The organism is Beijerinckia indica subsp. indica ATCC 9039 (assembly GCF_000019845.1).
Lineage (GTDB): Bacteria > Pseudomonadota > Alphaproteobacteria > Rhizobiales > Beijerinckiaceae > Beijerinckia > Beijerinckia indica.
In genome coordinates, this window is the sequence record NC_010580.1 from 81,564 (window position 1) to 95,565 (window position 14,002).

The window sequence follows — 14,002 nt, forward strand, 5'->3', positions numbered from 1 at the left end:
GTCAGTAGTTACCGCCGCCACGAAGCTGCCTCCATTCATAGGGTGCGTCCTGGTAGCCTGTCGCGCCGAGGGCATCGAACCAGCCCTCGAACGCGGCAATCAACCCGGGGTCATCAAAGACATTGCGGCCGATGCCCTCCTTACACAGGGGACGCCCGGTCGCATCGACCAACTTTTTGGGAATGGGCGGCCCATAGCCGCCGAAATAGACGAAATGGTCGCTCACCAAAACGCGGTTAACGCTAGTGTCACGCGCCACGTGCCGTGGATGACGCTCGCCCGCATCGGTCGTGTGGAATGAATCCCTCTGTAGCCACTCATCGTCGGCGTCATTGCGAAAATAGATGTTGTCGCCACAGCTCTGTTTGCGACTTCCGTGCCGGTAAGGCTTCTTCTTCGCGAAGCGTGGATCGGCATCATAGTCTTGGAAGCTCAGCGCTCCGGTGACGCGCAACGCGTAGACAAGATATCCGCCGCGCTTGATGCGGCGCTCGTTGCTGCCGCTTCCGACAACCCAGTCACCGATCTGAGCCGCCTTACGGATATCAGGCTTGCACGTCGCCAAGCTGCAATGACCGTAGAAGGGATTGGGCGCGAAACCACTGTCGTAGCGGACCACGTACGAATAAAGGCGCGGCATCAGCAGGGATGCTTCTTGAGCGGAACCGTGTCGCAGGGACCACCGTCGGGTTTTTCCCAACCATCCTTGCCGTTGATCGCATCGATGATCGCATCGCCGTTCCAGCCTACGACGGCGTCAGCATATTCCTCGAGCGCCGACGGCAATTCGCATTCCTTCTGGCCATGCTCCCAGACGCCGACGATACGCTTGCCCTGCTTGGCGGCATATTCGATTTCCCAATTGACCCAGTCGCTGTCTTTTGTCTCTGGTGACACATAACAGATGAATACGCCCGCCCAATTGATGGCGGGAGCTAGTATCTGAGTCTTGATGTAATTCTCGTCGGACGCATTGTTGAATTTGCCCGTGTGAATGGACGAGTCCCGTATTCCCATCCCTTTTGGCTCCAAGAGATCTTTCAATTTCTTCAGCCCCGCATCATCTTTGTGCACGTGACTAATGAAGACGTTTTTCGTCTCTGGCATATTATACCCCTTGAGAGTCCATCACTATTTAGAACAAGAAATAGGTCAGAGGAAGATCTCGCTCGCGGAATCGAAACTACAAATTGATCCTCTTTGGGCGGAGCAATCGGGCGCCGCATTGCAGTCTGCGGGTTAAATGAGCACAACTTGTCTGTGCCGATCTGCATTTGTCAAACCTCTTGAAGGCACCGAGCTCTCATGCCGCTTCCAGGAATTGATGAAGATCGGGGGCGCTTCCTGCAAATTCCTAGCGGCGGCAGCCGTCAGCCCTACTATCGAAGGCTCCCCGTGGTGTACTATGATGCACCATGGCTAACTACGAACTACTCGTACTCGGATCACCACCGCCGGGAACCGGCGACATCCTCACTACGCGACTCATGGAAGTCGCCGACCAGTTCGGCATGACGATTCCAGACGATCTCGCCGTGCGCTCGGCCGCAGACGCGGGAAACCGGAACGCCACGGCATCGATCGCAGCACTCTACTTCGGAGGTGACCCTGCAGTGGACGCAGGTCTCGTCGACGAGCTTGAGGCCGCCTGCGTCCCGATCGTGCCTGTCGTCCCCGAGGGCGGGAAAGTGTCGACGACGATCCCGGCCGAACTCCAAGCTATCAACGCCTTCTTTATCGCCCCCTCGGATGCCGGTCTGTACGCGCTCGCCGCGCTGGCGCTCGAGTGCCTCGGGCTACTCCGTCGGCAGCGGCGCGTATTCGTCAGCTACCGGCGTGACGACTCCCGGACATTGGCGGTGCAATTGCACGACGAACTCAGCGGACGCGGCTTCGACGTCTTCCTCGACACGCACGACATCCTACCCGGTGACGTCTTCCAGGAACTGCTGTGGCATCGGCTGGCCGACTGCGACGTCGTTATCATGCTCGACACCAAGGACTACTTCGGCAGCAAGTGGACCAAGCAGGAACTCGGGCGAAGTTTGGCCCAAGGCATCCAGATCCTGAGGGTCATCTGGCCGGGTCACACGCCAACGCGCCATCTTAGCCTCAGCGACGCCATGCAACTGACCGATGCGGACTTCGACCCAGGGGGTCAGCTCGTCGCGCGCCGGATAGACGAGGTCGTGCGGCGTACGGAGAGCCTACGCAGCCGCAGCGTGGCGTCGCGCCACCGTGAGATCGCTGGCTCGCTGCGTGTCCAAGTCGAGCGGATCGGCGGTAAATTCGAGGGCATAGGCGCCCACCGCGCCATGGCACTCACGCTGCCGAACGGACTTGCGATCCAGGCCTACCCGGTGGTCGGTGTGCCGACGGCCGAGCTCCTGAACGACGTTCACGATAAAGCACTCGCAGCCAAGCACGGCCGGTTCCCCTGCCTCGCGTATGACCACCACGGCATCAGACCGGCGTGGCGATCGCACCTCGAATGGCTCGATAAGCAGGTCAAGGAGGTGCGCGCCCTCAGGGTGTTCGATGCAGCATGGGAGCTCGCCGAATGGGACAGCTGAAAGCAAAGGCGGCGGTCTTCCTATCCGCCGGAGTTCCCGATCCAGCAGCCCCCCACTTCCTCGGCGAAGGCGACTCGGTGGCGATCTCGGCAGCCGTCGCCGCGCTCCTCGAGGTGACGCTCGGGCGGCGAAAGCTGGTCTGGGGAGGCCATCCCGCAATCACTCCGATGGTGTGGGCCTTCGCGGAGTCGATGGGCGTGGACTACGGCGAATGGGTGCTGCTCTACCAAAGCCGCAGGTTCGAGGACGAGTTTCCTGAGGAGACGGCCCTCTTCAGCAATGTTGTGTTCACCGAGCGGGTCGGCACCGACATTAGCGCGAACCTCGCCTTCATGCGCAGCCTAATGATCGAGGAAAACCAATTCGAGGCCGCAGTGTTCATCGGCGGCATGCAGGGAATCGTCGACGAGTACCGCCTCTTCTCGGTTCGGGCACCGAACGCGATTATCCTGCCGGTGGCCTCGACCGGCGGCGCCGCACGCGTGCTGAACGAGATGCTTGGCGGCGATCCCGCACTGGCAGGAAATCTCGATTACGTGCAACTGCTGTATGAAAGGCTCGGTATCGACCCGAACGAGCAGCGATACGCCAAGCCCGCGGACCAGCCCGCCGAGGTCGCCGCGCGGATCGAGATCCCGGGCCGATCCCGACGCTGAGCTAGAGGATAGACCGCCCGAATGGTGGCATCCGACACACGCCGAACATGTCCCAGCAAAGGGCCAGCTCACGAAACGGAATTTTTCGCACGTAAATATCACTCCAGGATCCTCGCCGCTTTCCCCAACCGGCGTTCGGCATCGTTATAATAGCGGGCGGCCTGCTGGATCGAGCGATGCTGTGACTGCTGCATGGCTTCGGGCAGGGAGACCCCGGCCCTGCCCGCCTCGGTGAGATAGCCGGAGCGCAGCCCATGCGCGGAGAACAGTCTGGGGTCGAGCCCGGCCTTGGCGCAGCGCTGCTTGAGGATCTGGTTGACCGCCTGCGGGGTCAGGGCACAAGGGGCGACATTGTCCCAGCAGTCGATCGGCCGGAACAGGGCGCCTTTGGTGATGGCAGCTACTTTCATCCAGGCGCGCAAGGCCTCGACCGGAGAGCCGACCAGCAGGACGCGGGCATCCTCATCGGCATCGCTGGTCTTTGTGCGACCGAGTTGAATCGACAGGCAGGGCAGGCGGGGAGACATGGGGTCCAGGGGATCCGCCGGCACGGGCGCTTCCTCGTGCAGCTGCTCGACGCGCAGACCCGCCACTTCGCTGCGCCGCCGCCCGCCCGAGGCGAAGGCTACAAGAAGCAAAGCCCGATCGCGGAGATCGACCAGCCTCCCGCCATGGCAGGTCTTCAACAGTTCGGTGAGCACATCCTTGGTGACCGCCTTGGCGCTCTTGCGCTGGCGCGGCCGCGGATTAGCCCGCACGGCGAGCCGCCAGGCCGAGCGCAGGGTGGGGGAGGTAAACGGTCCCTCGAGACCGCGCCAGCGGTGCAGAGTGCGCCAGCTGGCGAGCCGCCGCTCGACCGTCGCGGGCGCATGCGGCCCTTCGACCCGCAGCTGTCCAGAAGCGCGCAAGGCTGCAGACACTCCCTCCGGCATGCCGTGCTCGGGATCGATCTCGCGCCGGATCGGATCCCACAGATGATGCGCCAGGAATTTCAGGACCAGGGCTTCGGGGACCGGCCACGGCAGGGGAGAGCCCGTCGCCGCCTGCGCCCAGGCTTCGAGATAGGCACAATCGGAGGCGAGCGCCCGCAGGGTGTTGGCGCCCATCCCGATCTCGACGAGATGCTTGAGGGTCGCGACATCCTCGTCGGTCAGCTGGGTGGCCAGGCCCTCCCGCCGCTCGCCGGGCAGGATCGACGCCAGAGCATCGAGCCGCGGAACTGTCCCGGCCTCGAGAGGTTTTTCCGGCAAGGGCAGGGCGGATTTTCTCATGAGGACGCCAAAGGCCCGAGCACCGGCACCTCCTCGGCTCTCGCGGCCGCGGCGAGCTTCTGATCGGTGGTTGCCAGGGGAAGGGTCTGCGCCAGCGCCAGCGCGAGATAGCTGGCATCATAGCCGGACAGACTACGGCGCTGCGCCAGGGAGAGGACAAAGGCATCCTGATCGACAGGTTCCTCCCGCAGCGGCAGGGCGCGCAGCTGTTGCATGGAGAGGAGCGCTTCGCCCGCCCGCAGACGCCCACGCCGTTCCGCCGTCAGGAACAGATTGCGCGTCTCGAACCAGAACAGGCCGGGAACGCAGCCAGCCTCTTTGCCGAGAGCGGCCATCACTTGATCGGAGGCCTCCGACTGTTCATCCGGCAGGAACCAGGCGGCGGCGATCGAGGCATCGACGACGAAGACCATCAGAAACGCCGGCCTTCGTCGCGCCAGGCGTGGATTTCCTCGGGGGTGGTTTTCGCCCGATGCGCGCGGGCGGCCTTGATTTCGGCGATCACCGTCTCGACGCTTTTTTCCGGCCGAAAGCGCGTCAGCCGGGCAATCGGCTCGGGGCCGCGGGCGATGATCACCTCCTCACCGGCCTCGACTTTGGCGAGGAGGTCGGACAGATGGGTCTTGGCTTCCCCGATCTTGACGGTGATGGTCATGAAAAATCCTCTCCGGAGAGACGTTCGATGGTCCGGATTTACGAGGACAACCGCTATTTAGTCAAGGCTTGACCAAATGATTAACGATAAGGGGACCTTATCACATGTTTGATGTGCGCGCTAGAAAAGCCGCAAGTGATGGAAGTTAAGCTTAATATCACTTCCATTTATAAAACTATATGATAATTTATCAATGGTTTAGTTATTAATTAAAAGGTGCGCTTCAATTCTTTCCCGAAAAAGATCGCAGTTTTGCCCTTCCGCTTCCTGCTTTCAGCGCATACGGAGCACCCCTCCATGGCCAATCCGCGTGCTACCCATCCGTTTGTTCTCCGGGCCGACAAGACGATGAAGCGCGAAGCCTCGGCCGGCGCCCTGGGTCGACGTCACGCGTTCCCCCTCAATCAGGCGATCGAATTTTCTTCCAACGCCAATACCTGGCCAAGCGCGGCCTCCAGGCAGGCGTGGCGACTGGCCGAGACGGCCGCACTGTTCCGGCTGAGGAGGTCTTCGCCGGCCTTTGGCCGCGGTGAAGACCCTTCGCCGAGCCCGTTGCCCGCGATTGAATCCCTTAATCGATTGCCGCATCGAAGGAAGGACACATGATGGATTGGCAGACCTTGCCCTGGCCGCAGCTCATCGGCCCGCTCATCGCGGCTGAAGATGCTTTGGCGCGCCTCGACAGTCGCCTCGCCGCTAGCCCGATCCGCGACGGCTGGATCGCCCGCATGGATGTCCTGGAGGCTTGCGCCAGTATCAGTCTCGATGGCGGCCTCGTCGACCTCGCCGATCTCGTCCTGCGCGACGCGAACATGGACAGCGCGCCTTCGAGCGAGGTTTTGACCCGGGCGGAACAGGTTCTTGCCGCGCGCCGCCGCATCGCCAAAGCCCGGCCGCGCTGGGCTTTGAGCCCCGAGGGGCTGGCCAGCCTGACGGGGCGGTCAGGGGATCCAGAGCGGGTCTCGCAGACGGAGAGCCGGGACGGGGAAGGCGATAGGGAAGCAGGGCAGGGGGACGAGACGGAGGAGGTCTGGGCCAGTCCGTTCGCCGCGCTCGATGCGGCGATGGCCCGGGTCACCCAGCGCCTGGCCCAAGTGGAGGCCGGCCTCAAGCCGGTTTTATCAGCGACGGCGGCCGACAGGGTGCTGGCACCCTGGCTTGCGGTCCAAAAAACCACGGAGGCGTGTCCGCCGACGCTCGCCGCGGCGATCGCCTATGAAGCCTGGGTGGACCTGCGCCCCTTGCCGCAACAGGACTGGCTCGGCCGCCTGCTGGCCGCATCCTCGCTGCGGTGCCGGGGCAAGACGGAAACCCATCTCGTCTGTTTCAATGTCGGCTTGCGGGCCTTGCCGCCGCTCCTGATCCGGCCAAAAATTACGGCGGATCGGCTCGCCCGTACGCTCGACGCCTTCACTGCTGCCGCCCGCAAGGGCCTGGTCGATCACGACCGCTGGCTCACCGCCCGGGAGCTTTTCCTGCGCAAGACCGAGGGGCGCCGCTCGACCTCGCATCTCGCCGCCCTCGTTGATCTCGTTCTCCGCCGGCCCGTGGTGTCGAGCGATCTCATCGCGAAAGAATTGAAGATCACGCCGCGTGCCGCCCAGACCCTCGTGGCGACACTCGGATTGCGTGAACTAACGGGGCGGGGGCGGTATCGCGCCTGGGGGATCGTGTAGGGGAGGGTGTCGATTTGAAGATAGATCTGGGCGGCATGGCACGCCATTTACATGAGCCCGTTTAGAGCGGAAGGAACTGATCCTCTCGTTCTTGAAGAAGACCGTGTGGAGGACATCATCAATGCCCGATGGCAGCATGCCAGCGTATACGCTGGCGCCCGTCGCCATGGTCCGCTCTGCTATGCTGGATGGACACCTACACAACCAAATCATTCCAACCAGATTGGCTGCGTAGCTGATGCGTTAACTTGATTTGATGTGTTAACATGAAAATTTTTGGTTGCTTTCCGCTTTAAACAGGTAATCATCCAGCATCGCGGGGCGATTGCACGGTAAATCAACAAAACATTTCTGTTTCACTCAAGTAACAGGGGCTAATTCTTACGGTTGTCAGCAACCCGACACAAAACTTGCGGCACACCCCAAAACCTTACGCTGCAAAGTCTCATTGTATCTCTGCCTTGCGATTAGCTAGCTTAACATCCATATGAGCAAGTATATCTTCAGCGATTTTGGACGCACCATGCATAATATTACGATCTAGATCGTGTCCTGCAAAAAAATACTTCGCTGCGGCAGCATAGGGATGAGGCGTAATGATCGCGCCAGGTAACTTTCCGCTAGAAGCGTCGATTTGCATTTTATACACTTCCGTAGACACTTTATTCCTTGAAAGGTCTGAGAGGTTGATTTCTACCTGCAAATGCGTATGACCCGCACCGAAACCGATGATCGCCCGCTGTAGCCTATTGCCTTCATTGATCTGTAAAAAAGTACCGCTAACCAGCAGGCCATTCTTAGGCAAAGGCGTCCCAGCGGGCAACCGATAAGCTTCCATTCCTTTATTGGTAAGATCGTTGACGATTGCATTGCTCATCAGACTGGGTAAAGACTTGGCTTTTGCTTGCTCCATGAAAGTATGTACCTGCAAATTAGAGAAAAGACTTTCTGATTTAATACTGTTTGGCTGTAGTTCAAAATCGATAACGTAAATGACTTGGTGCTGAAATTTGACTTTTGTCGGGAGACTATAAGCTCGGACATTTTCCGCCCCCAAACACGCCGCGCCAAAACCAGCCAATATTAACACGCTGTATCTCGTTCCGTGATAGATTGATCTCGCAAATGTTTTTGTGGTCATCTTGAACTCCGTGTGTTTGTTTATAAAGGTGATAAGTTACAGAGGTATTTTGATTAAAAATACTCAGAAGATTACTCCGAGCCAGATATACGCGGACAAGCGTAGCCCTCGGCTTTCCCATATAGGTAGCAAAATGCACGGGCCGCTTTTTAGGGCCGCGTGCTAACTCTTCCAGTTTTCAGATTTTGTTAGCTTTCGGAAGTTTAAGACCGACGATAAGCTGATCGCTTTATTGACAACCGATAAAGTAGACGCCTTTGCGATCATTTACTTTGGCAAAGCATTTGCGCCAGGGGCCTTTGTCAAAGCCTTCTGGCAGGCTGATGTCAGTTCTCCCAAGTGGCTCTGCAGACAAGTCAGGATCCTCCCGCCGCCAGGCTGCACTCCGGAACAAAGCCGCGTGTAATCTCCGCGGCAGATTTGTTGTAAAGCCTGTGCTTGGGCCGGCATCTGTGCCAGAGCTGCATTTGGTCTTGCCGCAAAAACGGCCAACAGAGCTGCCGCGGTGATAAAGGGCCGATGGTTGAGTGTGATCATGACGTTTATTCTCCTGCAATAATGCAACTGGATGTGGGGCTGGTTGTGACTTCTGCTCCCCTGTCGTGGGTTGAGGAGCGCCAAGAGGGAGCTGATCCGGGTGGCGAGAAAAGCACACGGAGCTTGGCTATGAATGAGGGAGCGTGCTTCAGGTCGTGAGCGAGTGTCACCCATTCATCAAAGGCGGTGTGAAAGGGATTGAGGGTCCGCGCGCTGCCATGGAGGCCATAGCGCAGGGCTTCGTCCGTTGGCGCCTCGGCAAAGGTGCCGAATAAGCGGTCAAAAAGGATCAGGACGCCTCCATAATTTTTATCGAGGCAGGAGGAGTTTGAGGCATGGTGCACGCGATGATGCGCCGGTGTATTCAGCACCCATTCGAGCGGTCCGAGCCGCGGCGCAAGCTCTGTATGAATGAAGAACTGATAGAGAAGATTGCTGCCGAGCATTGCGGCAATAGCAACGGGATGGAAGCCGATCCAGGCGAGAGGGAGGAAGAACAGGAAATTGCCGGATAGGTTGCTCGTCCACCCAAGCCGGATAGCGGCCGTCAGATTGATTTTGGTCGGTGAGTGATGCACGGCATGTGTCGCCCACATCCAGCGGATGCGATGCGCGCAGCGATGCTGCCAATAATATTGGAATTCAGTTGCAAGGAAGAGAATGCCGATGCTGATCGAAGTCGTTGATGCGAAATCGATGAGCCGATGATCATAGACAAAAATGAAAGGCATGCTGATGAGGCCCGCTTCGAGCGGGCGGATCAGGTTGTTGCCAACCGCTATGCACAATGACGAAGCGCTTTCGGCAAGGTCATGGGTCGCCTTTTCACGATGTGCGAGGCGACTCACCAAATATTCCAAAACCATAAAGCTCAAAGCGGTCACGGGGACTAACAGGCGCATGGCCGGATAATTTGTCAAGGTCAGGTAAGTTAGCATGGCAGTGCTCTTCTTCGGCCACTATGCTGCAAAGAATAGTCATGCTCTGTCAGCCCCGTTTGAATCGGGCGCATCCTTTTGTGGCATTTTGTCGATGCAATGTAACGGTTTGTAAAATTCCATCCAGGCCCTTGATTCTTCGCGCCGAATACTTGACAAAACGGAGATGGAAACGAACATGACCACACTTCTGATTGTCGAAGACGATCCGGATATTCGTCAGCTGATCGGCGAATTGATGCGCAATGAAGGCTTCCATATCGAGGAAGCAGAGAATGCTGCCGCCATGGACGCGACCATGACCCGCATACGGCCCGATCTCTTGATCCTCGATCTGATGCTTCCCGGTGAAGACGGCTTGTCAATATGCCGTCGCATCCGGACCCATAGCATAATGCCGATCCTGATGCTGACGGCCAAAAGCGACGAGATCGACCGGGTCGTTGGGCTCGAAATGGGTGCCGACGATTATCTGGTAAAACCTTTTGGGCCACGTGAACTCCTTGCCCGTGTTCGTGCCCTGCTTCGACGAGCGGCAGCCCTGTCACCTGTCATGTCATCGCGGCGTTTCGCCTTCGACCGATTCATTATTGACCTGGACGCACGGCAGGTAACCGACGACAAAGGCTTGGCACTTACATTCACCAGCGCAGAATTCGATCTTCTCGCCTGCTTTGTGCAAAGACCCCGCCGGGTACTCACACGTGATCAGATTCTCAACCAGATACGTGGGCGCATCACGGATCCATTCGATCGCACAGTCGACATGCTGATCTCACGCATTCGGCGGAAGCTCGATGCGGCATGCCCTGGCTCCAATTTGATCAGCACGATACGCAACGGAGGCTATCTTTTCACAGCTCCTGTCAAACCGGCACCGCAATGCTCCGGCTGAGCCTTGCTGCTCGCCTCTCGATGATTGTCATCATTGTCCTGATGGCCGTCTGGCTTGCGGCATTGGCCAGTTTCTATCGATCACGCTTGTCGAGCGATCAATATACGCAACCCAAAGCGCAGCAAATTGCGGCCATAGTAAATCTCGTCGAAGGCGTGCACCCTGAACAAAGGCCTTTGATCCTTGATGCTGTCACATCGAGTATTCTAGAGATCAAGCTGGAAACTGGGCAAACGCAAATGCGACAAAAGCCAGCCAGTTTGCCTAACCAGCAGCTTTTCGATAATGCTCTGTTACAGAATTACATAGATGCGTTGGGTGAGCACCCTTTCACGATCACCTCGGTACGCAAGACCACAGAGAAATGGCGCTTGCTGCGCTTTTCCTGGATGATTCCGAATGCGCTGGAATTTCGGATCACCTTGAAAACAGGCGATCTCTTGATAATCGATGCACAAAGCCCTCTAGCCATGACCCGGCTTGGCTGGCCGGTCGGTTTTGGCGCCGGCTTGCTTGGAACCTTAGTTGCTCTTGTCGCACTCATCCTCATGTATCGGGAAACACGGCCTCTGTCACGTCTTGCTGCCGCCGTGGACCGTATGGATCTGATCGACACACCTGTGGTCCTACCCAAGGCACGCACCTCGGCATTGGAAGTCCAGGCGCTTATTGCGGCTTTCAACCGACTGCAGAACCGTCTGGCGCAACTCCTGCGCGCCCGTATGGCGATGCTCGGAGGCATTTCGCACGACGTTCGCACCTTCGCGACACGACTGCGCCTGCGGGTCGAACAGATCCCGGAGGGCACGGAACGGGATCGGGCAATCGGGGATATTGCAGATATGATCCGTCTTCTGGATGATGCGCTTCTCGCAAGCCGCGCCGGAGCCGGCGAATTCTCAGAAGAGCTTGTCGAATTGGACCAAATCGTGCGTTCCGAAGTTGAGGACAGGAAAGCGGCGGGCGCCTCAATTGACCTTTCTATCAGCAGGGGCGCGGTTGGCATTCCCGTTCTGGGCGACCGCCTGGCACTTCGGCGTATTGTTTCGAACCTTGCCGATAATGCCTTGCAATATGGTCATAGCGCGTATCTCACTGTCGAGATCGAGGCGCAAACACTTGTCCTGAGCGTAGACGACGAAGGAGCTGGCATTCCATCTGAACTATCCGAGATCCTTCTTGAACCCTTCGTGAGACTGGAGACTTCACGCAATCGGCGCACAGGTGGCGCAGGCCTCGGACTTGCCATTGTTCGAACACTTATTGAGGCCCATAGCGGAACGATCTCTATTGGTGCGGCTCCAACGGGAGGTGCTCGATTCATCGTACGGCTGCCGATATTCACCGTATCCTCAATAAAATCAAAGTATTGATGATAGGCCGGATGGACAAAATCAGCCGTTGACTGTTTGGGAACAGACCGCCGTTGATACAAATTGTTACATGGTATTGACAAGACACCAAAAACACATATGCCCAGATCAAACGGCAATGACATTGCAATGGCATTCTCCTTAGCACGGCTTCCAATTTAAGCGGTGTGGCATGTATTCATAAAGGAGCTCTCCATGAGGTGAGAAAACCTGAAGATGGGGGAAACCTTGAATCAGGATGAGTATGCCTATCAATGCAATGTGGAGATTAATATCAGATGGGATCCATGAAACCAGAGCCACAGTGCTGCCAATATATTTTTACTCTCGTTGCTAGCAGCTTCATATGCGTCTTAAGCTGGGGACTGTCAGCTCACGGGGACGCAGCCATTCAATTTCGCACAATGCCTGAACCAGTAGCCACATTCGATACGACTGATAGGGTTCGAGGCATTTGTATGCCTGAAATCTATGCTTACCTCGACATCGAAAACCTTGCCGAGGCTCTCGGTCCAGATGGTGCTATCGTCGTTGATGCCCTTGAAGACCTTGGCAAACAGGTCCACGATTGCCTAAGTATGCAGTTTTCCGATAATTTCGAGCTCTTTCCCTGGTTCTCAAACATAGAAGCTTCGACGCACAGGCAGGAACGCCAGCAGAAGATACAAGATCAGAACGTGTGACTCCCATCTATTCCTGGAAACAGGCGGGTTTTGGAGTGAATTCCTTCACGCATTCCCAGAAAATCAGATCAGTCTCAAAGCCGGTGCTTAACTTTAAGTCCAAAGTTCCAAAGAATCCAAATTCGCAGACCATTAACAGGAACACCTGGAGAATGGTCGTCTAGCAGTCACAATGACAATATGGAATCGGAATTTACGAAATGAAACATGTCTTTTATGCGATAAGCATATTGATGTGCAGCATTGCTTTTGCCCCTAACCAAGCCAATGCTGTTGTCTGTGCGCGGGGTGTCTACAGAGCAGGATGCATAGGGCCGCATGGCTCCGTCGGTGTGCGACGTACAGTTGTCGTCCACCACCCAATCGCGGTTCCCCGCACTGTTGTGATTAGGCGGTCGGTTTATCCACGCTAGGGTCGGATTGATCCGAAAAGTGGGTAACCACTTTTCGGTTTGCTCGTCTATCACTACTTTGGCAAAATTTTGAATTTGCTTTGCTGTTGGGGTTCACTGGCGCTAATTTCCTGATTCAAGGGTAACCGCTTTGCGGAGCGGCTACCCTTGAAGGACGACATCACGCTCTGAGATGCTTTTATCTCCCTTTGGCACAGAAGCTATTTCAGAATTGGGTGCTTTCTGACGGATGTTCTCGAATTTTGGGCCATGACGTTGCACATACATAAATTCGAGAATAAGACCGAGAGGAGTTCAAATGCCTCACGATATGAAAGCATCGAATGTTCAAATGAATGCAAACCTAAGGCTCAAAACTATCGCTTATGCGTCGAAGCACGAAACCGAGAGTTTCAAAAGGCTAAACGATATCGCCAGCCGGCCATCGCCAGCCAACGGACGCATAATATTTCTTGAGCTGCTCGACGATAGCGATCGAGGTTCCGCGGATCGGCTTGTTGAGCCCGTCTCGTAAGCCGGTCACGACACGGATACCACCGCCTACAGCCAGAGTAACAACATGCGCCGTGGCAAGAGCGGCTCCGCCTGGCACGATGAGGCCTGGCATGAATCCACTATCGCTCGACGTCTTGAACGCAGTCATCGAATGAACCGGAGCTGAATCGTCATTCACAAAGTCAGCTTTCGCCTGTAATTCGGCTCGACCAACACCAAAACCAATGACCAGCCGCGTAACAGGATTGCCTTTATCGGCTTTCATAATCGCGACATGGAGGATGGCGGCGCCGGGATGCCGTATTCCCGGCACAAAGGGTTCAGTCGTAAGTTTTGCCTCCTGTAGCCTTTTGATAAGATCTGCCTTGAGTTTGGTGGCAACCTCCTCGGCAAGTTTCATCTCGGAGGTATTTGGGACCGGGACGACATCCACATCGACTAGAATCTGCGCCGGCTGTGGACCTGTAACTTTTGTTGAGGCAATATTGGTGATCTGTGCACCAGCACACCCGCCAAGTAGTGTCATAATCAAGCTTATTGCGGTAACCTGCGGCAATAAGCAAAGACGCCTAGGATTCCACCAGTCTGCGCCCGGCATGCCAAAGCTGTTGGCAATGTCTGAGTGTCTATCCATCACCTTTTGCATATGATCTCACTGCTCGGTCGGAGGCAGGGCCTGAACGGCCTAAGAAGATG

Annotated in this window: 16 protein-coding genes; 7 read left to right on the plus strand and 9 right to left on the minus strand. The window is 56.9% G+C overall.

The annotated features are described in order from the left end of the window. Position 1: 1 nt before the first annotated feature. Positions 2-640, minus strand: a complete 639-nt coding sequence (locus tag BIND_RS19115) for an Nmad2 family putative nucleotide modification protein (protein WP_012382928.1) — start codon at positions 638-640, stop codon at positions 2-4. Next, positions 640-1,107 (minus strand): TIR domain-containing protein, encoded by a 468-nt coding sequence (locus BIND_RS19120; RefSeq protein WP_012382929.1) that lies wholly within the window; start codon positions 1,105-1,107, stop codon positions 640-642. The genes BIND_RS19115 and BIND_RS19120 overlap by 1 nt, the downstream gene beginning before the upstream one ends. Positions 1,108-1,487: 380 nt before the next feature. On the opposite strand from BIND_RS19120, the gene BIND_RS19125 reads away from it, so the two are divergent. Further along, on the plus strand, positions 1,488-2,573 hold the full coding sequence (locus tag BIND_RS19125; protein WP_158304410.1) for a toll/interleukin-1 receptor domain-containing protein: 1,086 nt from the start codon (positions 1,488-1,490) through the stop codon (positions 2,571-2,573). Then, entirely contained in the window at positions 2,561-3,229 is a 669-nt protein-coding gene (locus BIND_RS19130; protein ID WP_012382931.1) for an SLOG domain-containing protein, read from the plus strand. The genes BIND_RS19125 and BIND_RS19130 overlap by 13 nt, the downstream gene beginning before the upstream one ends. A gap of 98 nt (positions 3,230-3,327) precedes the next feature. Here the strand turns inward: BIND_RS19130 and BIND_RS19135 are convergent, their stop codons facing one another. Genes BIND_RS19135 through BIND_RS19145 form a run of 3 tightly spaced genes read right to left on the minus strand, consistent with a single transcriptional unit; the run spans position 3,328 to position 5,155 of the window. Further along, on the minus strand, positions 3,328-4,500 hold the full coding sequence (locus BIND_RS19135; RefSeq protein ID WP_012382932.1) for a tyrosine-type recombinase/integrase: 1,173 nt from the start codon (positions 4,498-4,500) through the stop codon (positions 3,328-3,330). Next, on the minus strand, positions 4,497-4,913 hold the full coding sequence (locus tag BIND_RS19140) for a type II toxin-antitoxin system VapC family toxin (protein ID WP_012382933.1): 417 nt from the start codon (positions 4,911-4,913) through the stop codon (positions 4,497-4,499). The genes BIND_RS19135 and BIND_RS19140 overlap by 4 nt, the downstream gene beginning before the upstream one ends. Continuing rightward, positions 4,913-5,155 carry a type II toxin-antitoxin system Phd/YefM family antitoxin gene (locus BIND_RS19145; protein ID WP_012382934.1) on the minus strand — a complete coding sequence of 81 codons (243 nt, stop codon included), beginning with the start codon at positions 5,153-5,155 and terminating at the stop codon, positions 4,913-4,915. Before BIND_RS19145 ends, BIND_RS19140 begins: the two co-directional genes overlap by 1 nt. 297 nt (positions 5,156-5,452) lie before the next feature. On the opposite strand from BIND_RS19145, the gene BIND_RS19150 reads away from it, so the two are divergent. Together BIND_RS19150 and BIND_RS19155 are read left to right on the plus strand one after the other, a co-directional pair. Then, positions 5,453-5,761: a hypothetical protein gene (locus tag BIND_RS19150; RefSeq protein ID WP_012382935.1), complete on the plus strand. Its 309-nt coding sequence runs from the start codon at positions 5,453-5,455 to the stop codon at positions 5,759-5,761. Then, entirely contained in the window at positions 5,758-6,831 is a 1,074-nt protein-coding gene (locus tag BIND_RS19155) for an RHE_PE00001 family protein (protein ID WP_012382936.1), read from the plus strand. The genes BIND_RS19150 and BIND_RS19155 overlap by 4 nt, the downstream gene beginning before the upstream one ends. A gap of 445 nt (positions 6,832-7,276) precedes the next feature. On the opposite strand, the gene BIND_RS19160 is transcribed toward BIND_RS19155, so the two are convergent. The 3 genes from BIND_RS19160 to BIND_RS19170 form a co-directional block, all read right to left on the minus strand. Beyond that, the gene (locus BIND_RS19160) at positions 7,277-7,972 is read right to left on the minus strand and encodes a DUF4410 domain-containing protein (RefSeq protein ID WP_012382937.1); all 696 of its coding nucleotides are present in this window, start codon (positions 7,970-7,972) and stop codon (positions 7,277-7,279) included. Positions 7,973-8,239: 267 nt separating this feature from the next. Then, positions 8,240-8,509, minus strand: coding sequence for a cysteine rich repeat-containing protein (locus BIND_RS22405; protein WP_012382938.1), 270 nt, complete (start codon positions 8,507-8,509; stop codon positions 8,240-8,242). A gap of 5 nt (positions 8,510-8,514) precedes the next feature. Next, positions 8,515-9,357, minus strand: coding sequence for a sterol desaturase family protein (locus BIND_RS19170; RefSeq protein WP_425277061.1), 843 nt, complete (start codon positions 9,355-9,357; stop codon positions 8,515-8,517). A gap of 268 nt (positions 9,358-9,625) precedes the next feature. On the opposite strand from BIND_RS19170, the gene BIND_RS19175 reads away from it, so the two are divergent. The 3 genes from BIND_RS19175 to BIND_RS19185 all read left to right on the plus strand — a co-directional run bounded on the left by BIND_RS19175 (position 9,626) and on the right by BIND_RS19185 (position 12,398). After that, positions 9,626-10,342, plus strand: coding sequence for a response regulator (locus BIND_RS19175; RefSeq protein ID WP_012382940.1), 717 nt, complete (start codon positions 9,626-9,628; stop codon positions 10,340-10,342). Next, positions 10,330-11,715, plus strand: coding sequence for a sensor histidine kinase (locus BIND_RS19180; RefSeq protein WP_012382941.1), 1,386 nt, complete (start codon positions 10,330-10,332; stop codon positions 11,713-11,715). The genes BIND_RS19175 and BIND_RS19180 overlap by 13 nt, the downstream gene beginning before the upstream one ends. Before the next feature lie 458 nt (positions 11,716-12,173). Then, positions 12,174-12,398 carry a hypothetical protein gene (locus BIND_RS19185; protein WP_012382942.1) on the plus strand — a complete coding sequence of 75 codons (225 nt, stop codon included), beginning with the start codon at positions 12,174-12,176 and terminating at the stop codon, positions 12,396-12,398. Positions 12,399-13,211: 813 nt separating this feature from the next. Here the strand turns inward: BIND_RS19185 and BIND_RS19190 are convergent. Then, positions 13,212-13,952 carry a DUF4410 domain-containing protein gene (locus BIND_RS19190; RefSeq protein ID WP_012382943.1) on the minus strand — a complete coding sequence of 247 codons (741 nt, stop codon included), beginning with the start codon at positions 13,950-13,952 and terminating at the stop codon, positions 13,212-13,214. Positions 13,953-14,002 lie beyond the last annotated feature (50 nt).